At 45.9% G+C, this 17,069-nt stretch carries 19 protein-coding genes; 5 read left to right on the top strand and 14 right to left on the bottom strand.

Going from position 1 to position 17,069, the window contains the following annotated elements; genetic code table 11:
- The first annotated feature begins 36 nt into the window (after positions 1–36).
- Positions 37–2,058 (top strand): methyl-accepting chemotaxis protein, encoded by a 2,022-nt coding sequence (locus tag KDN34_RS03775; RefSeq protein ID WP_212595597.1) that lies wholly within the window; start codon positions 37–39, stop codon positions 2,056–2,058.
- A gap of 56 nt (positions 2,059–2,114) precedes the next feature.
- Here KDN34_RS03775 and KDN34_RS03770 read toward each other — a convergent pair whose 3' ends face one another.
- The 7 genes from KDN34_RS03770 to rplU form a co-directional block, all read right to left on the bottom strand.
- A complete protein-coding gene (locus KDN34_RS03770) occupies positions 2,115–2,528 on the bottom strand; it encodes a DUF3718 domain-containing protein (RefSeq protein ID WP_212596516.1) in 414 nt (137 codons plus the stop codon).
- 75 nt (positions 2,529–2,603) lie between these two features.
- Complete coding sequence (locus tag KDN34_RS03765) at positions 2,604–3,086, bottom strand: dihydrofolate reductase (RefSeq protein WP_212595596.1); 483 nt, start codon at positions 3,084–3,086, stop codon at positions 2,604–2,606.
- Positions 3,087–3,107: 21 nt separating this feature from the next.
- Entirely contained in the window at positions 3,108–3,581 is a 474-nt protein-coding gene (locus KDN34_RS03760; RefSeq protein WP_212595595.1) for a threonine/serine exporter family protein, read from the bottom strand.
- Positions 3,578–4,339 (bottom strand): threonine/serine exporter family protein, encoded by a 762-nt coding sequence (locus tag KDN34_RS03755; RefSeq protein ID WP_212595594.1) that lies wholly within the window; start codon positions 4,337–4,339, stop codon positions 3,578–3,580. Before KDN34_RS03755 ends, KDN34_RS03760 begins: the two co-directional genes overlap by 4 nt.
- Positions 4,340–4,367: 28 nt before the next feature.
- Positions 4,368–5,534: an Obg family GTPase CgtA gene (gene cgtA / locus KDN34_RS03750; RefSeq protein WP_212595593.1), complete on the bottom strand. Its 1,167-nt coding sequence runs from the start codon at positions 5,532–5,534 to the stop codon at positions 4,368–4,370.
- A gap of 120 nt (positions 5,535–5,654) precedes the next feature.
- Positions 5,655–5,909, bottom strand: coding sequence for a 50S ribosomal protein L27 (rpmA, locus tag KDN34_RS03745; RefSeq protein WP_212595592.1), 255 nt, complete (start codon positions 5,907–5,909; stop codon positions 5,655–5,657).
- Between the two features lie 15 nt (positions 5,910–5,924).
- Entirely contained in the window at positions 5,925–6,236 is a 312-nt protein-coding gene (gene rplU / locus KDN34_RS03740) for a 50S ribosomal protein L21 (protein WP_133040353.1), read from the bottom strand.
- Between the two features lie 258 nt (positions 6,237–6,494).
- Between rplU and ispB the strand changes: the two genes are divergently transcribed.
- Complete coding sequence (gene ispB / locus KDN34_RS03735; RefSeq protein WP_212595591.1) at positions 6,495–7,466, top strand: octaprenyl diphosphate synthase; 972 nt, start codon at positions 6,495–6,497, stop codon at positions 7,464–7,466.
- Positions 7,467–7,544: 78 nt separating this feature from the next.
- On the opposite strand, the gene mdh is transcribed toward ispB, so the two are convergent.
- Positions 7,545–8,480 carry a malate dehydrogenase gene (gene mdh, locus KDN34_RS03730; RefSeq protein WP_212595590.1) on the bottom strand — a complete coding sequence of 312 codons (936 nt, stop codon included), beginning with the start codon at positions 8,478–8,480 and terminating at the stop codon, positions 7,545–7,547.
- 287 nt (positions 8,481–8,767) lie between these two features.
- On the opposite strand from mdh, the gene argR reads away from it, so the two are divergent.
- On the top strand, positions 8,768–9,238 hold the full coding sequence (gene argR, locus KDN34_RS03725; RefSeq protein WP_212595589.1) for a transcriptional regulator ArgR: 471 nt from the start codon (positions 8,768–8,770) through the stop codon (positions 9,236–9,238).
- A 49-nt stretch (positions 9,239–9,287) separates the two neighbouring features.
- On the opposite strand, the gene KDN34_RS03720 is transcribed toward argR, so the two are convergent.
- Together KDN34_RS03720 and ggt are read right to left on the bottom strand one after the other, a co-directional pair.
- On the bottom strand, positions 9,288–10,226 hold the full coding sequence (locus KDN34_RS03720) for a Dyp-type peroxidase (protein ID WP_212595588.1): 939 nt from the start codon (positions 10,224–10,226) through the stop codon (positions 9,288–9,290).
- A 97-nt stretch (positions 10,227–10,323) separates the two neighbouring features.
- The gene (gene ggt, locus KDN34_RS03715) at positions 10,324–12,036 is read right to left on the bottom strand and encodes a gamma-glutamyltransferase (protein ID WP_212596515.1); all 1,713 of its coding nucleotides are present in this window, start codon (positions 12,034–12,036) and stop codon (positions 10,324–10,326) included.
- A 234-nt stretch (positions 12,037–12,270) separates the two neighbouring features.
- Between ggt and KDN34_RS03710 the strand changes: the two genes are divergently transcribed.
- On the top strand, positions 12,271–12,678 hold the full coding sequence (locus KDN34_RS03710) for a hypothetical protein (RefSeq protein ID WP_212595587.1): 408 nt from the start codon (positions 12,271–12,273) through the stop codon (positions 12,676–12,678).
- Positions 12,679–13,046: 368 nt separating this feature from the next.
- Here KDN34_RS03710 and KDN34_RS03705 read toward each other — a convergent pair whose 3' ends face one another.
- From KDN34_RS03705 to KDN34_RS03695, 3 genes are all read right to left on the bottom strand, one after another.
- The gene (locus KDN34_RS03705; RefSeq protein WP_212595586.1) at positions 13,047–13,793 is read right to left on the bottom strand and encodes a ferredoxin--NADP reductase; all 747 of its coding nucleotides are present in this window, start codon (positions 13,791–13,793) and stop codon (positions 13,047–13,049) included.
- Positions 13,794–13,899: 106 nt separating this feature from the next.
- Positions 13,900–14,499: a DUF5610 domain-containing protein gene (locus tag KDN34_RS03700; RefSeq protein WP_407695782.1), complete on the bottom strand. Its 600-nt coding sequence runs from the start codon at positions 14,497–14,499 to the stop codon at positions 13,900–13,902.
- A gap of 596 nt (positions 14,500–15,095) precedes the next feature.
- A complete protein-coding gene (locus KDN34_RS03695) occupies positions 15,096–15,368 on the bottom strand; it encodes a hypothetical protein (RefSeq protein WP_212595585.1) in 273 nt (90 codons plus the stop codon).
- Between the two features lie 378 nt (positions 15,369–15,746).
- Between KDN34_RS03695 and KDN34_RS03690 the strand changes: the two genes are divergently transcribed.
- Positions 15,747–15,917: a hypothetical protein gene (locus KDN34_RS03690; protein WP_212595584.1), complete on the top strand. Its 171-nt coding sequence runs from the start codon at positions 15,747–15,749 to the stop codon at positions 15,915–15,917.
- Between the two features lie 40 nt (positions 15,918–15,957).
- Here the strand turns inward: KDN34_RS03690 and aroG are convergent, their stop codons facing one another.
- Positions 15,958–17,022 carry a 3-deoxy-7-phosphoheptulonate synthase AroG gene (aroG, locus tag KDN34_RS03685; protein ID WP_212595583.1) on the bottom strand — a complete coding sequence of 355 codons (1,065 nt, stop codon included), beginning with the start codon at positions 17,020–17,022 and terminating at the stop codon, positions 15,958–15,960.
- Positions 17,023–17,069: the final 47 nt, after the last annotated feature.

Below are 17,069 nucleotides of genomic sequence, written 5' to 3'. Positions count from 1 at the left end.
CCTAATTACCAATCATAAATTGTTCCGGAGTAATGTATGAAGTTAAACATGGCCACACGAGTAATCGCCGGGTTTACGGTGGTGACCTTGTTATTGCTAATACTTGGTGCAGTGTCTTGGCTAACGAATGACGAGTTAAAAAAGGCCACTCAAGTGACTCAAAAATTGAGCATTCCGGCACTTGATACCACTAACTCGTTGTCGGAAATTCTCAGCGAACAGCAAAGACTGATCCTGGTGGCGTTTCATACGCCCTACTCTTCTGGGATGCCAGAGATAACCGGCAAATTTGAACAACAGAACGCAACTTTTGATAATCAATATAATGAGTTATTAACCCTGCTGCAGGGCCAACAAAATATCCAGACCATCCTGCCCGAAGTTAATAGTAGTTACCAAGCGTTTACCGAGCTAGGTAAACGGATGATGGATAATAAATTGCAGGCGCTCAAGATCCAGGAAAGTCTTGAGAAAAGACGAGAGCAACTGGACTCAAATACTGATGATGTCGGTTCAGTGTTACTTGACTTAGTAGATCTAGAGAGCAATGGTGATGCAACTAAACGGGATATCGCAGCCGCAGCCTCGGCTGTCGATAGCAACATGACCAGCATGGCCAGTACTGTATATGATCTCATCGCGGCTAAAGATCAAAGTAAATATGACCTGATTAACAAAGAGTTGGGTTATATCATCAATGATGCTCAAACAAAAGTTGCTTATATCGCCCAACACGGTGAAGGCATCGTCAAGGCTAGTACGCTCAAAGACATCGCCCAACAGACTGGCGCGATTTTCAAACAATTGCAGGGACCAGACTCTATTCAGGCGCAAAAGGGACTGGAAGTACAACTACTCACCAGTACTCAAAATGATTTGAACCAATCAGAAACGCTTAAAGGTAACGCGGTTACCTCAATGAAACATCTTTCTACCGCGATTGAGAAGCTGTCGAATGATATCAATGCTGAAGTGCTGAATAGCATCAATTCCGCCAGCCTGAAAACACTGTTTGTAGTTGTGATCGCGATTTTAGTCGCTATCGGGGTAAGCATCGCTGTTGTAAAACCGCTGACGGCTGCATTGAAAGAGATTAATCATGCGCTCAGAGTCGTAGCCTCTGGGGATCTGACACATAAACTGGATGATTCAGGTCATGATGAATTTGCTGAGTTATCCGGCAACTGTAACCGGCTTATCGACAGTCTGAGACAATTAATCACCAGCATTCTTGATCGCTCTAACCAGCTTGCCTCCGCCGCAGAAGAAACCTCTGCAATTACAACGCAAGCAACGGCTAGCGTGCAAGAACAGAAAGCGCAGGTTGACCAAGCTGCCGCCGCCACCACCGAGTTAAGTTCAAGTGCACAGCAGGTATCAGTAAGTGCTGACCATGCATTAGCACAAATCAAGAAGGCTGACGAACAAACGCAGAATATGCATGGCATTGCAGAAGAAAATCGGCGCACTATTGAATCGTTGGCGAATGAGGTGGCAAAAGCTGCCAAAGTAATTAATAAAGTGCATGCCGACAGCGCTACGATTGGCACCATTCTCGATGTCATTCGTGGCGTTGCAGAACAAACAAATCTGCTGGCGCTTAATGCTGCAATTGAAGCGGCAAGGGCTGGAGAACAAGGACGCGGATTTGCCGTGGTTGCCGATGAAGTTCGCAGTTTAGCATCGCGCACACAACAATCTACCAGTGAAATTCAGCAAATGATTGAGATGCTGCAAAAAGGCACTAAAGAAGCAGTAGCAGTCATGGAATATGGTCAAACTCAGGCAAAACTCTGTGTAGAAAAAAATGAGCTTTCTAACCAAGCGCTGGTATCGATCAGTGACTCGGTGCATCAAGCTTATGATGCTGGCACACAGATTTCTGGCGCCGCACAAGAACAAAACATTGTTAGCCAGCAAGTGTCTGAGAAATTAGAAGATATTGCACAGATTTCTGATGAAACAGCGATTGGGTCGGCTCAAACAGCAGAGTCAAGTCATCAAGTGGCTAAACTTGCTGAGGAACTGCAATCCTCAGTACGAGAATTTAAAGTTTAAAATTTAAAGGATATACAAAGTAAAAAGCCGCATATCTGCGGCTTTTTATTCAACGATTATTCTTCTTCACCACCACCGGCACCGCCTAAACGTTCTTTAATCGCCGAGGTGATAATGCTACTGCCAAAGCCGTTAGCTTCAGCCCACTGAAGAATGGTCTTACCGTCAGATTCAGTTGCTTGTAGTTCATTACCAGAAAGACGCTTGGCAATATATTCGCCGGTTTCTTCTGATTTTGATTGGAAAGCTATGCGTAGCAAACTAGTTCCATCACAGACAACTCCAGGATAAATGTTACGTAGTTTTACGCGATTCTCTTTCAATTTTTTACGTAACCGGTTCTTATCGTTAGATTTTACATAATCACAAATACCCGCAATAAAAGCGGCATCATCCGCCTTTGCTGGCGTAGGTATTGAGATTGAGGATACGGCGACCAGCGCAGCTATAGCCACAGGGAATAGGCGCATCATTCACTCCTTATTTATTGTTTTTGTTCCAGTTTTCACTGAGTTTACTCAGAGGTTTTAAATACTTGAAGGATTTTACACACTTTTAACGTATTTGAGAAAGTGAAATTCTAGGCCATCCGCACTGTGTCCAACTTCTTCTGAGGATTTGATCCAGTTCCCATCATCCCAATGGGGAAACCAGGTATCACCTTCAACGTCTAGTGCTATCTCTGTCAGATAAAGGACATCGGCTTGAGGGAGGGCTTCAGCGTAAAGCTGACCACCGCCGATCACCATCAATTCCTCACAGACATCAGCTTTGGTCATCGCATCTTCAAATGAAGAAGCAACCGTTACGCCAGGGAGGATATAATCGCTTCTCCGTGTAATAACAATGTTTTGCCGCCCAGGTAAGGGCCGACCGATTGATTCATAGGTACGCCTGCCCATAACAACCGGTTTGCCCATCGTCACTTGTTTAAAATGGCGTAGATCTTCCGGTAAATGCCAAGGCATCTTGTTATCTTTACCGATGACACGATTATTAGCCATTGCGGCTATCAAGGCGATGCGCATGAAGACTCCGTTGCAAACAGATTAAATAATTGGGCGGGTACGATAATACACGAGCGAAGGCATTGCCAATCCAACCGATAGAGCCCCCAGAATAAATAGTGTTTTAACCCCATTTAACACGACCTGGTTCAATACTTCACTGCGCACTTCGGAGTGAGCCGCCAACTCCACCATTGCAATGACTGTGTTATAGGCGTAGGAACCAGGGATCATCGGAATAATAGCCGCGACGCCATACAACAGCGGCGGAGCCAAATGCCGCTTGGCAAAAATAATGGTCATCACACCTATTAAAGCCGCCGCCATGAATGTTGCCCATTCAATTGGCATAGATAGAAATTGCAGCAAAATTGTGCGAAAGCAGTGGCCGACTGCACCAGCCAGTGCGCAATAGGGTAAAAAGCGCCGTGGTACGTTAAATAACATGGCAAAACCCACGGCAGGGAACGACGCAAAAAAAGCATCGTCAGCTAACTTAAGCAGCAGTTCCATCACTTCAACAGCCCCCCTAATTGCATCGCAATGGTGATACCAATAACGGAGGCTACTGTCATTAAGGTTGCTTGCCCCCAACGTGCAATACCCACATTCATATGGCCTTTCACCATATCCGATATGGCATTAATCATCGGGAAACCAGGGACTAACATCAGCACTGACGCAGCGACAGACAATCTTGGCGTAGTCGTAAGTGGGTACATGAATCCAACTTGCGCCAACATACTCGTGAAAAATGCCGTAACGGCAAAATTCACTAGTACATTAAAGTGCTTAGCGGCCATCGCCAAGCGCACATACATCCCAATGGCTGAGGCAAAAAAAGTAATAGAGCAAGCTGTCGCATCGCCACCAGAAAGATGACAAAAACTACCACACGATAGCGCGACAAACGGAATAAGAACCCATTTGGGGTAGGTCCGAGGATGGATGTGAGCTAAACGTTTACGAACGTCGTTAGGCCCATAAAGCCCCTTTTCTGTTAACAGGCAAATTCGCTGGAGTTCACAAACAACAGCCATGTTGATGCCGTGTTGGCGAATGCGCCGTGTGGTTGTCACACAACGTCCGTGCACCAGGCTAGTCAATACAAGGGAATTAGAGGAAATCGACAGTTCAACGCTTGCAAGGCCAAGCGCCTGACCAAGGCGCTGACTTAACTCTTCGACTAAGTCAGATTCAGCGCCATAGGCTAACAAAAGTTGAGCAGCCCGGACTACCTGCCGGGTGATATCATTTTGGGTATCAGCATACACAGGAGTTCAGGCTCTCTTTTATCAGCGATTAACGTTGGTATATAACCTCGACGTCATAATCGTCGTCATCGAAGTCATCGTCAAATTCATCATCATATTCTTCGTTGAGATCGTCAGCGTTTTCCAGATGATCACTACCCCATTTGAACTCGACCTCGTCATCCGGGTCATTATCCTGCTCTTCTGCCGGCAATTTACTGATGAAGTCATATAACTTCTCAGCCAGTGCCGCAGTTCCCTCGCGGGTATAAGCAGACATGGTATATACATCACCTTCCCAACCTAAGTCTGCGACTACCTTGGCAACTTTTTCCTGAAGTTCTTCTGCAAGCAATAAATCCGTTTTATTGAATACCAGCCAACGGGGTTTCCCTGCAAGTTTAGGCGAATATTTTTCCAACTCAGCGACGATAGAGCGTGCAGATTCTGCAGGATCCGAACCATCAACGGGCTCAATATCCACAATATGCAACAATATGCGACAACGCTCCAGATGTTTTAGAAAACGGATCCCAAGACCAGCCCCCTCTGCCGCACCTTCAATCAGACCGGGGATATCGGCAATCACGAAACTTTGTCCAGGACGTGGGTTAACCACCCCCAGATTCGGCACCAGCGTAGTAAAGGGGTAATCAGCCACTTTTGGAGTAGCACGCGAAACGGCACGGATGAAGGTAGATTTGCCCGCATTTGGCATACCCAACAAGCCTACATCCGCTAACAATAACAGCTCCAAGCGTAAACTACGGACTTCGCCGGGAGTTCCCATCGTTTTTTGCCTAGGGGCACGGTTGACACTGCTCTTAAATCGGGTATTCCCTAAACCATGAAAACCACCTTTAGCCACCAACAGTTTCTGGCCGCTTTGAGTCAAATCACCCAACACTTCGTCGGTGTCTTCATCAACAGCGCGGGTGCCAACTGGGACCCTGAGTACCAGATCCTGTCCCCCATGGCCAGTACAATCGCGGCTACGACCATTTTCACCACGCTCTGCGGCATGAAAGCGCTCAAAGCGATAATCGATCAGTGTATTGAGATTTTCGTCAGCCAGCAGATACACGTTACCGCCATCGCCACCGTCGCCGCCATCAGGGCCACCATCAGGCAGATACTTCTCACGCCTGAAGCTGACGCAGCCGTTTCCACCATCACCGGCTTCGACTCTAATCACCGCCTCATCAACAAACTTCATAAACTCTCCTGACACCCCTGAATGTTCGAATTATATCCGCTAATTTCAGCGGGCACCAAAAACAAATAATACCAAAACAAAAGCCCCACCAATGGCGGGGCTTTGCAGTAAAGGTCGAGATTACTCTTCGATGCTAACGAACTTGCGGTTGTTAGGACCTTTAACTTCAAATTTCACTTTGCCGTCAGCCAGGGCAAACAGAGTATGGTCACGACCGATACCTACGTTTACACCAGCGTGGAACTTAGTACCACGTTGACGAACAATAATGTTGCCTGCCAGTACAGACTCACCGCCAAAGCGTTTTACACCAAGACGTTTACTTTCTGAATCGCGGCCGTTACGAGTAGAACCGCCAGCTTTTTTATGTGCCATGAGTCAGACTCCTAATTAAGCATTGATTGCTGTGATTTTGACTTCAGTGAACCACTGACGGTGGCCCATTTTCTTCTCGTGGTGTTTACGACGACGAAACTTCTGAATAGTTACTTTTTCGTCACGACCGTGGCTAACAACAGTAGCAAGCACTTTGCCACCAGCAACCAACGGAGTACCCACTTTTACGTCTTCACCATTAGCAACCAATAATACTTGGTCAAATTCAATGGTTTCACCTGTAGCAACTTCGATTTTTTCTAAGCGTACAGTGTGACCTTCAGCAACACGGTGCTGCTTACCACCACTTTGAAAAACAGCGTACATAGCTATTTTACTCCGAAATTCCTAACACACCGGCCATCTTCCGGTCCGGGTGCTACAAAAACTTTAATGACAATGGGCGCGGATTCTACGCGAAGAATCACCAGCTGGCAAGCCTAAAATAGCCGTGATTAAAAAAAGCCGGCCTTATCGCCCACAAACGCTGCTTAACTACTGTCTTATACAATAATTTTAGGTAAACTTTGCTACATTATAACACTTTATCGGGGCTCGCGCGGTCCCGCTCAATCAGAGTCTACTATGGATTTAACCATTATCCGTCAGCTGGCTGATGCGGATATGCAAGCAGTCAATCAACTGATATACAAGCAGCTGGAATCCGACGTTGCACTGATCAATCAATTGGGCTTTTACATTATTAATGGTGGTGGCAAAAGAATGCGCCCACTGTTATCTGTATTGGCAGCTCGAGCTATCGGTTATGAAGGACAAGCTCACCTAAAGCTGGCAGCCATTGTTGAGTTTATCCACACCGCATCGTTACTCCATGATGATGTTGTGGACGAGTCGACTTTGCGCCGAGGTCGAGAAACCGCTAACGCCCTATTTGGTAATAGTGCCAGCGTTCTGGTTGGCGATTTCCTTTATACCCGAGCCTTCCAGATGATGACTGAGCTGGATTCAATGGTGGTGTTGAAGGTACTGGCCGATACCACGAACGTGCTGGCTGAAGGCGAGGTCTTGCAATTAATGAATTGTAACGACCCAGACACAACAGAAGCCAGCTATATGCGAGTGATTTACTGTAAAACGGCCAAACTATTTGAGGCTGCGACGCGCCTAGCGGGGGTACTGGCAAACTGCCCACCCGAGATGGAACAAGCGCTGGCTGATTACGGTAAATATCTTGGTACTGCATTCCAATTAACCGATGACTTACTGGATTACACTGCCGAGACTGAAGAACTGGGTAAAAATATTGGTGATGACTTGGCAGAAGGAAAACCAACTCTGCCACTTATTTATGCAATGGCTCATGGTGACGAACATGCACGTCAGGTGATACGCAAAGCGATTGAAGAAGGTAATGGTACCGAACATATTGAAACCATTGTCGACACGCTAAATACCTGCGGAGCACTGGATTACACTCACCAAAGAGCTTTGCAAGAAGCTGACAAAGCGATTAGCGCTGTCGCGATTTTACCTGAAAGTGATTTTAAGCAGGCATTAATCAGTCTTGCAAAAATAGCGGTTTCACGTAGCAATTAAGGTATAACCTCGGAAATACGCAGTTTTGATAATAAAAAAGCGGCATGATGCCGCTTTTTTATTTAATTGGTATCGAGCTTATTTTACAAAGTCGACACCTAACTGAATATCAGCTTTCAGCGTATCAAGCATGCTATCTCGTGCTTTGATTTCAAATTCACTGAGTTCGCCACATGGCAATAATTGTTCGATACCATTTTTGCCGAGCAATATTGGTTGCGCAAACAAAGGTGCAAACTCACTGCCACCATCGACATAGGCACATTCCACGACGTTTGCTTCGCCTTGCAAGCCCCTAATCAACGACATGCAGAAGCGGAAAGCAGCTTGCCCCATGGACAAAGTGGCACTACCACCACCCGCTTTGGCATCAACCACCTCAGTGCCTGCATTCTGGATACGTTTAGTCAAAGCAGCCACTTCTTCATCGGTGAAGCTGACGCCTTTTACCTGTGACAGCAAAGGCAGGATAGTGACGCCACTGTGACCACCGATAACCTTGATCTTAACGTCGGCAATATCAATACCTTTTAGCTCAGATATAAAGGTTTCAGAGCGGATAACGTCAAGGGTTGTCACACCAAACAGCCGGTTTTTATCGTAAACACCCGCTTTCTTCAAAACCTCTGCGGCAATGGCCACCGTGGTATTGACTGGGTTGGTAATTACGCCAATTAATGCTGTTGGACAAACTACCGCGACTTTTTCAATTAAGTTCCGCACGATACCGGCGTTAATATTGAATAGATCCGACCGATCCATTCCCGGTTTACGCGCGACACCAGCGGAGATCAGAACAACATCTGCACCTTCGAGAGCCGGAGATGGATCTTCACCCGCAAAACCTTTAACCTTCACGGCGGTTGGAATATGGCTCAAGTCTACGGCAACACCGGGGGTAACCGGTGCAATGTCATACAGTGATAAATCAGAACCAGCAGGCAACTGGGTTTTTAACAGCAGAGCGAGGGCCTGACCAATACCACCGGCGGCACCAAGTACGGCAACTTTCATAGTACTCTCCGTCATTCTCGGGTTTTTATGTGACACAGATCTTATTTTGTGTGGCAAAAATCTATGACATCAATAGGTAAATAGCAATTATCCATTAGTCACATAAGACTTTATAAAGCTTCGAAGGCATTCTCGAAACATTGCTAATAACAATATAGGTCCAGCCTTTATTTCTCTCAAATTAAGCCAAACTGAATTTTTATTCACCAAAAATGACTATTACTTGACAGTAAATTCAAAAATATGCAGTATACGCCGGTCAGGATGAATAGAGACGCTGGACAAATATGACCGCGACCAAGAACCAGGACGATCTGATTAGGACGTTCAAAGCTATTTTAAAAGAAGAACGCTTTGGCTCTCAGAGTGAAATAGTTAACGCTCTCCAGACCGAAGGTTTTACCAACATAAATCAATCCAAAGTATCCCGGATGTTAAGTAAGTATGGGGCAGTACGCACCCGTAATGCCAAGCAAGAGATGGTTTACTGTCTCCCAGCTGAACTTGGTGTTCCTACCGCGGGTAGCCCACTGAAAAATCTGGTACTTGATGTCGATCATAATCAGGCAATGATTGTGGTAAGAACCAGTCCAGGAGCCGCGCAATTAATTGCGCGATTACTAGACTCTATCGGCAAACCAGAAGGGATCCTAGGCACGATTGCCGGTGATGATACCATCTTCATCTGTCCATCAAGCATCAAGGGGATCGAAGATACCCTGGAAACAGTAAAATCACTGTTTAATTATGCGGAGTAATACCAAGAAAATAACAAACGCACGCTAAAGTGCGTTTGTTATGGCTAACTTACAACTCACTGTAATGAATCATGAAATCCAGAGATGGTGCAAAAAATGATGACCCGGTTACAGCCTGAGTGAAATGCATCAAGTGGTCATGGTTCCCTTCCCCATCACCAAACACCATACTGTGAAGCATTTTTTCAAAGTGAGTCGGCGTTTTGCAGGTCGCAATAAACATTAACCCTTGGTGCTTCACAGTACCAAACGGCAAACTTTGACGTAGAATTTCCATAGATTCACCATGCTCATCCTTGAGATTCACTCGTTTAATATGTGCAGTCAAAGGCTTATCTTCAGATTCATATTCGATATTATCCTGCTTAGTCCGACCAATAATATCTTCCTGTTTCTTGGTTGGTAAGCGCTGCCACTTACGCAGATTGTGTACATACTTTTGGACGTGTATGTAGCTTCCACCTCTAAATTCAGGATCTTCTTCCCCCACCAGAGCCACCTGCTGACGGTTTCGGCCTTTCGGATTTTCTGTCCCGTCTACGAAACCAGTAAGATCGCGAGCGTCCATGTAACGGAACCCTCGTTCTTCGTCATCCAGTTCAGCTAACCCCTCAAGCATGCCGTAAACTTCATTTGCAACTAAATGCAGTATGTCCAAACGGTCACAACGCAGATGGAAAAACAGGTCATATTCGATTGCAGGGGCATCACGGTCGCCACTTTCCATTGCTGGGAATGGGCGCAATTCCGCCGGACGAGTGTCTGGGTATAACGCATCCCAGTAATTGGCACCAATCGCGACAAATCCGTTGAAGGCACTGTCTGCATATTGATCTGCCAATTCATAAATATACTGGGCAATATTGGCGAGGCATGGGCGCATCTGAGCCTCAACACCATCATTGGCATTGAACATCAAATAGACAGCGTGTAAATTGCCTTCCGCACAGATACCTAGTTGTTCCCGGGGCATATCTAGTGAGTCCATCCCAAAATCCTTTATCAGCTTAAACCGTATTCGGCACTATTATCCGTTACTTGAGCCAAAATTTACACTGAAACAAAGGGTTTTGAGATCAAAGCCATTAATATCCTGCTACTTGTCCGTCTTTGCGGCTTTCGGAAGCACCGCAATATACGCCAGTTTGCAAATCTCTCGCGATGGCCTGATAACCACCAAAAGCCCCCAGTGAATCCCGCAGAATGTGCCCTTTTTTCATCAATTCGCGTCGAGTTTCCATCGGAAACCCAGACTCAAGGCTTACGTAACCACCATCAGTCATCTGCTCCCCTGTCGGTTGAGTGGAGCCGGTATGTAAAATACGAGGTGCATCTCCTGCTTCTTGCAAATTCATACCAAAATCAATCAAATTGATAAGTATTTGGGCATGCATTTGGGGTTGCGTGGCACCGCCCATCACGCCGAAACTAAGCCAAGGTTTACCGTTTTTGGTCACAAATGCCGGAATAATGGTGTGAAATGGCCGTTTACCTGGTGCATAGCTGTTAAAACGCCCGGGAGTCAGATCAAACAATTGTCCGCGATCTTGTAGCACAAAGCCTAAATCTGGAGGCGTCATACCAGAGCCCATACCACGATAGTTACTCTGGATCAGAGACACCATGTTACCCTCGTTATCAGCGGTAGTGAGGTAGACAGTATCACCATGTTGTAGGTTAGGATTGCCCGGTTCTACGCTCCTTGCGGCTCGTTCCGGATCGATCAATTTTGCGCGTTGATAGTTGTAATCTTGCGAAATCAAGTCTGTAACTGGGATCTTATTAAAATCGGGATCTGCATAGAATTTGGCACGGTCCGCAAATGCCAGCTTTTTCGCCTCAACAAATAAATGCACATATTCAGGGCTGGTCTGTCCCATCGCCTTAACATTGTAGGGCTCCATGGTCTTTAAAATCTGTAATGCGGCAATGCCTTGGCCGTTAGGAGGCAGTTCCCAAACATCATATCCGCGATAATTAGCTGATACCGGTTTGACCCATTCGCTATGATGACTGGCAAGATCGTCGTAACTCAAATAGCCACCCTGAGCTTTCATATAGGCTGCGATACTGCGAGCAATACTTCCTTTGTAAAACTCATCTCTACCGCCCTTGGCTATTTTTTCCAGAGTATTTGCCAATGCAGGATTCTTGAATATTTCACCGGTTTTTGGCATGTGGCCATTGGGCATATAGGTCTCTTTAAAACCCGGATATTTAGCCAAACGCTTGCCACTCAGCTGCATGTAGTATGCAATCAATTCCGAGACGGGAAAGCCTTCTCGGGCATAGCGAATCGCTGGCGCAAGATTGTTTTTCATCGGTAATTTACCGAACTTACTGTGAAGCTGATACCAACCATCAACCGCCCCCGGCACTGATACGGGTAACGGCCCGTAGGGTGGTAAGTAATCCAAGCCTTTTGCCTTAAGTATTTCCAGCGTCAATGATTTTGGGCTTCTGCCAGAAGCGTTAAGGCCATAGAGCTGCTTATCTTTCGCACTCCAGACAATGGCAAAAAGATCGCCACCGACCCCAGAACCTGTGGGCTCCACCAATCCCAACATCGCATCTGCGGCAATCGCTGCATCGACCGCACTACCACCGTCTTTGAGGATATCCAGCGCTACTTGAGTTGCCAGCGGCTGGCTAGTCGCAGCCATCCCATGCACTGCATAAACTGCTGAGCGGCTGGCAAATGCCTTCCCCGTTATCCTGTCGTAAGCTAATGCATCAGCAGTGGAAAAAATCAGCAGCGACACAACCGTTAAAAACGACCATCGATAAATATTGATCATAGCGTTAGTCGAAACTTTTACCTTCGGATTAGATGTGAACATAGTCGGTTGAGACCGGTGATTACACAATGCAATAAACGTAACATAAAAGTGACATACTGTTCATAACGAGCAATGTATTGAAACAATTCTCTCGATGACTACCTCCTTTCGTAATTCTCCGCTAACACGCCATATTTCAACTAAACTAGAAGGCAATGAAAATACTCAAAAAAAATAATAAGGGAGAGTGGTATGTATGAGATAGGGTTTCTGCTGCTGGCAGTGCTGGTGCTCGGCTACCTTTTTCGTCACCGCTGGCAAACAAAAAAAAATAAAGAATCACGTGCTAGAACAGCTCCTCCGAAAGCATCCCCCTTTAAAGCCGTTAGCATTGAGTGCACTGGCTTTCCGTGTAAAGCGGCTGCCCAATTATCGGGGAAACGTTTTCTGCCGCAAGATGCCCCTTGCTTGCCATTAGCCACATGTGATAACCCAGACTGCAAATGCCGCTATATGCACCACGAAGATCGGCGAACTCCCGGCACAGGTCGCCGTATTCATGTTGGTCTAATTACCGATTTATACGGTCATAATGGGGAAGCAGAAAGGCGTAAAAACCCTGCTGGCCGCAGATATATGGATACGTACAAGCTTGGATAGGTTGCGGTAACACAATTGGGACATTATTGACTGACAAGATTTAAGGCTCAACGCAATATTCACAACAATCACACCACTACAGTGTCAAAGTCGTCTTACCACAGGTGCTCGGTGCGGCTTTGCCCAACCTCTGCCGTATAAGTTAAATTCATGCCAATTTCCGCAAAGTCACTTATTTAATAAGTCGGAAACATTGAACACTAAATAGGTTCATGGCGCCTCATATAAAAATCGAGTCATGAAACTTTGTTCATATCCTCCAGCATAAAAGCAGCTCTATAGGTTGCGGATCCAGAAACGTATAGATTTCCATCTACAACTTTGATTGGTGGTAAATTCGGAGCTGGAAAGCAATCGTGTGAATTTAGTTACCAATACTTCTCTGTTGTGATCTGCCCTGGTGCTCGCCGCAAATTTTTATGTAATCCCCGCGCCGTTAAAAGTTCAATCGTGCTGCGGATCATCCCCGGGTTTCCACATAACATCACCTGAGAATCTGTGGCTGTAATTGTGATACCAGCTTGCCGTTCAATTTCGCCGGAGGCAATGCCATCGGGAATTCGGCAATGTAACATCCCGGATTGCGTTTCGCGGGTCACACTGGGCAGCAAGCAGAACTGCGTATTCTTACGAGCCAAGGTCTGCAACTTATCAAGATATGCCAAATCATCCACTAGTCTGGCACCATAGACCAATGTTACTTGCTCAAATCGTTGCCAAGGTTCGGCAGTGTCTAACATCGACAAAAATGGTCCGACGGCCGTCCCTGTCGCTAACATCCAAAGATGTCGTCCCTGTAGCGTGCCAGAGGGCAATTCCGGTAACGTCAGGAACCCGGTAGCAGGAACATTGACCTCAACAACATCCCCTGGTAAGAGCAAGTGCAATGCTGGCGATAAACTTCCGTCGGGAACGGTGACCGCCAAAATTTCGATGTAGTTGCTGCCAGGCGCATTCACTACAGAATAGGCCCTAGCAACTCGCTTGCCTTGTATCTCCATCCCCAGCTTAACGAATTGTCCCGCAATAAAAGGGCCAATATCGACAGCAATCTTCAAACTGAAGAGCCTACTGTTCCAGTCAGTCCGCTCAATCACTTTACCGACGTGCCACATAGACCCTCCACCGAATGAGTCACCTAACTAAAGTTAAGCATACGCCACACGACACATAACAAAAACCCATTCCATTGAAGGGGTTTAAGCGACGATACATTTGGATTCAGCTCGCGGTATCTGTAGTAGCATTATCGCTGTTAAAACTGTCACGAAACGCCGTTAATCCTTTCTGAACATACTCATAAGTGGCATTGACACCGTCAGCGATATCACCATTTAATACGTTTAACTTATCCAGGATATTCCACGCCTCAGCAAAACCATTGTCGATGGCGCTACCAATAACATCCATGAAGCCACTAAGCTGGTCTGCTGCACTTTTATCTGGATTTTGTTGTTGATAGACCGAGAAAAACTGCGTCGCAAAATCCACAATTCGTCCAGCGGTAGCTTCCGGCGAATAATCCATTTCTTGCTGTTGTGATAGTTGCGGCGCCGAATTTCCCATGGGCCCGGCCAATCCCTGATTAATAGCATCAATTGCTGTCCGGTAAAGCAATTGCATGGGTTTATCACCGCTGCTTATCGACACCTGTTCCTGTGCTGAAGCAATCGCCTGATTCATCAATTGCTGGCTAATATGACGGGCACTTTTACTGCTGGCGACTTCAGATACGGCTTTACCGTGGTTGCCATCCACCACCGCCGCTTTATCGGTAGCGACCTTAGATACCTGGTAACCATGATTTTGGATTTCCATCATTTAGTCCTCGCGCATATTAAGCATTCATCTCATTATCGACCATTTTTTACACAAATTTAGATCAATTCAGATTTAAGTGCGGCAAGTAACATCGACATACCGGAGCGAACAAGCAGCACGACCATGGCATATAGCAGGCGAAACAAGAGGCGGTAGAGGTGTTTAACATCAAACAAAATATAGGATTGCGGGATTTTAAATTTACAACAGATTGTCACATTGAATGTGTTAAATTAGCATAAAGCTAATTTAGCTATTGCATAAACTAAAAATATTACCTAAGTTAGATTGTGCGCCACATCACAAAAAATGTTAGAATGCCGCCATTAATCATTTGGAACAGCTGAAAGGGAGAGTTAAAGGTGAAGACCACATATGTCAGCCGAACACCCACTAGCACAGACTGCACAAAAAATGCGTCATTAAGCTGCCAAAACTGTAGCCGACTAATTGAGATTGAGGGCGAAATGCTATGTTACCGGGGGGGTAAAATCACCGGTCTACGCCCCGTGTCCGAACAAGATGGCTGCGTTAATCTCCTCTGTGATGGCTGGCAAACACGTCAAGCTGACAACAAGTAACTCTTTTACACTCTACTAAAGTCCTGCCATTGTAGCTTGTTCGGCTGCGGCATGTGATGTTCCCAATAAATGCCAATCCATATCGTCGGGTATGGGCAAAGATAGCTTTTTGCACAGCGTAAGACCTCGTGTCGACACAATCAGCCCCGCCAGTAATTCAATATGCAACTGCTGCAACGCACAATCACCCAATCCACGTTGCTTTAACGTAGCAGCTAAGCTGCGCCAATCTGTAGTGACCCGTTTACTGGTTCCTTCAAGGCTTACCAATAGTGCAATATTTTCCATAGCATTACCTTTTTATAGATAAAGTTGACTACAGAACAAGTATGCAATCGCACAACTGAATCGCTACTGAATTACTTGTGGGTAATTTGCACAGAAATCAGCCAAATGTACTGAGAGTCAATCAGCACTTCACCTCATTTTTCGCTGAACTGTCACATTGTGACGATAGTATGGTGTTCACCGCTAACCGCTGAGATAACATTGTCGCTAACGTTAAAACCTTTTACATTTTTAAACAAAGTATTAGCGCAAATGTGATTATCTCTGACGCAAGAATTTGGTACTCTAAGTCAATTCTCAGGAAGTCAGTTTACCACCTGGATTGTGGGCCCTTTTAGTGCAGCGCTATTAGACAGTTAGTTAAAGGACCTAAGCATCATGGAATCCAAAGTTCAATATCCCCCTTTACCACTGATCCAAACCTGGGTTTGGATGATGGTCGAGTCAGGAAACCCCGAAATTCAAGCAAAAGGCCGAAACAATCTCATTGCTTCATTTGGAAGTCTGGCCAAAGCCAATGAGTATTTGCAGCAGAAATTGCAAAAATAACAGGCACAATAACTGTGCCTGTTATGCTTTGATAACATGTTTAAACTGCAGTAGATTTTCTTCTGGCAAGCACACTTTCATTAAGTAAGGCGAGCAGTTTTTCTGTGTCATCCCAGCCGATACAAGCATCGGTGATACTCTGACCATAGCGTAATGGTTGGCCGATTTTAAGTTCCTGATTTCCTTCAACCAGGTTACTTTCTACCATCAGGCCGAACACACTCTGCTCGCCTTGCTGTAGCTGCAGACATACGTCTTCGGCTACCTGCATCTGACGCCGATAATCTTTATGCGAATTGGCATGACTGATATCAATCATGATTTTGAGCGGCAATCCAGCTTTCTTTAATTGCGCTTTGGTTGCGGCAACAGATGCTGCATCATAGTTTGGTTCTTTTCCACCGCGCAAAATGATGTGGCAGTCATCATTTCCTTTGGTTGACACAATCGCTGAGTGCCCGAATTTAGTCACCGACAGAAAATAGTGCGAGGCACTGGCAGCCCCAATCGCATCAATGGCAATCTTGATGTTGCCATCAGTACCATTTTTAAAACCTACCGGGCAGGACAAACCTGAAGCCAGTTCTCGGTGTACCTGAGACTCAGTGGTACGGGCACCTATCGCCCCCCAGCACATCAAGTCCGCAACATACTGCGGCGTAATCATGTCAAGAAATTCACCGGCAGTCGGCAGCCCCATATCATTCAGATCCAGCAATAACTTACGGGCTTTACGCAACCCATCATTTAGCTGAAAACTTTTGTCCATATATGGATCGTTGATCAAACCTTTCCAGCCAACTGTGGTTCTGGGCTTTTCAAAATAAACCCGCATCACCACTTCAAGCTGGTCTTTATAACGTTCCCTGAGCGCTAAAAGGCGCCGACCGTACTCGAGGGCAGCTTCAGGATCGTGAATCGAACATGGTCCAATGATTACCAATAACCGATCGTCTTGAGTATGTAACATCTGGTGGATGCTGCGACGGGCATTGAATACAGTGGCCGATGCATTGTCCGTTGCAGGAAATCGTTCCAGAATAGCGATTGGTGGTAAAAGTTGCTTAACCTCTTTAATTCTCACATCATCATTCTGGTACGACATAGGATTCTTCTAACTCCGACTAATTAATCATAGGTGAGGCTCAAATC

The sequence above is a fragment of the Shewanella yunxiaonensis genome (assembly GCF_018223345.1).
Classification (GTDB): domain Bacteria; phylum Pseudomonadota; class Gammaproteobacteria; order Enterobacterales; family Shewanellaceae; genus Shewanella; species Shewanella yunxiaonensis.
The sequence above is the reverse complement of the archived record's forward strand: the minus strand, read 5'-3'. Positions and strand labels throughout refer to the sequence as shown.

Bases quoted from the DNA above. Each gene is read 5' to 3' on its own strand.
- KDN34_RS03775 (WP_212595597.1), top strand. From the start codon at position 37: ATGAAGTTAAACATGGCCACACGAGTAATCGCCGGGTTTACGGTGGTG.
- KDN34_RS03770 (WP_212596516.1), bottom strand. From the start codon at position 2,528: ATGCGCCTATTCCCTGTGGCTATAGCTGCGCTGGTCGCCGTATCCTCA.
- KDN34_RS03765 (WP_212595596.1), bottom strand. From the start codon at position 3,086: ATGCGCATCGCCTTGATAGCCGCAATGGCTAATAATCGTGTCATCGGT.
- cgtA (WP_212595593.1), bottom strand. From the start codon at position 5,534: ATGAAGTTTGTTGATGAGGCGGTGATTAGAGTCGAAGCCGGTGATGGT.
- rpmA (WP_212595592.1), bottom strand. From the start codon at position 5,909: ATGGCACATAAAAAAGCTGGCGGTTCTACTCGTAACGGCCGCGATTCA.
- rplU (WP_133040353.1), bottom strand. From the start codon at position 6,236: ATGTACGCTGTTTTTCAAAGTGGTGGTAAGCAGCACCGTGTTGCTGAA.
- ispB (WP_212595591.1), top strand. From the start codon at position 6,495: ATGGATTTAACCATTATCCGTCAGCTGGCTGATGCGGATATGCAAGCA.
- mdh (WP_212595590.1), bottom strand. From the start codon at position 8,480: ATGAAAGTTGCCGTACTTGGTGCCGCCGGTGGTATTGGTCAGGCCCTC.
- argR (WP_212595589.1), top strand. From the start codon at position 8,768: ATGACCGCGACCAAGAACCAGGACGATCTGATTAGGACGTTCAAAGCT.
- KDN34_RS03720 (WP_212595588.1), bottom strand. From the start codon at position 10,226: ATGGACTCACTAGATATGCCCCGGGAACAACTAGGTATCTGTGCGGAA.
- ggt (WP_212596515.1), bottom strand. From the start codon at position 12,036: ATGATCAATATTTATCGATGGTCGTTTTTAACGGTTGTGTCGCTGCTG.
- KDN34_RS03710 (WP_212595587.1), top strand. From the start codon at position 12,271: ATGTATGAGATAGGGTTTCTGCTGCTGGCAGTGCTGGTGCTCGGCTAC.
- KDN34_RS03705 (WP_212595586.1), bottom strand. From the start codon at position 13,793: ATGTGGCACGTCGGTAAAGTGATTGAGCGGACTGACTGGAACAGTAGG.
- KDN34_RS03700 (WP_407695782.1), bottom strand. From the start codon at position 14,499: ATGATGGAAATCCAAAATCATGGTTACCAGGTATCTAAGGTCGCTACC.
- KDN34_RS03695 (WP_212595585.1), bottom strand. From the start codon at position 15,368: ATGGAAAATATTGCACTATTGGTAAGCCTTGAAGGAACCAGTAAACGG.
- KDN34_RS03690 (WP_212595584.1), top strand. From the start codon at position 15,747: ATGGAATCCAAAGTTCAATATCCCCCTTTACCACTGATCCAAACCTGG.
- aroG (WP_212595583.1), bottom strand. From the start codon at position 17,022: ATGTCGTACCAGAATGATGATGTGAGAATTAAAGAGGTTAAGCAACTT.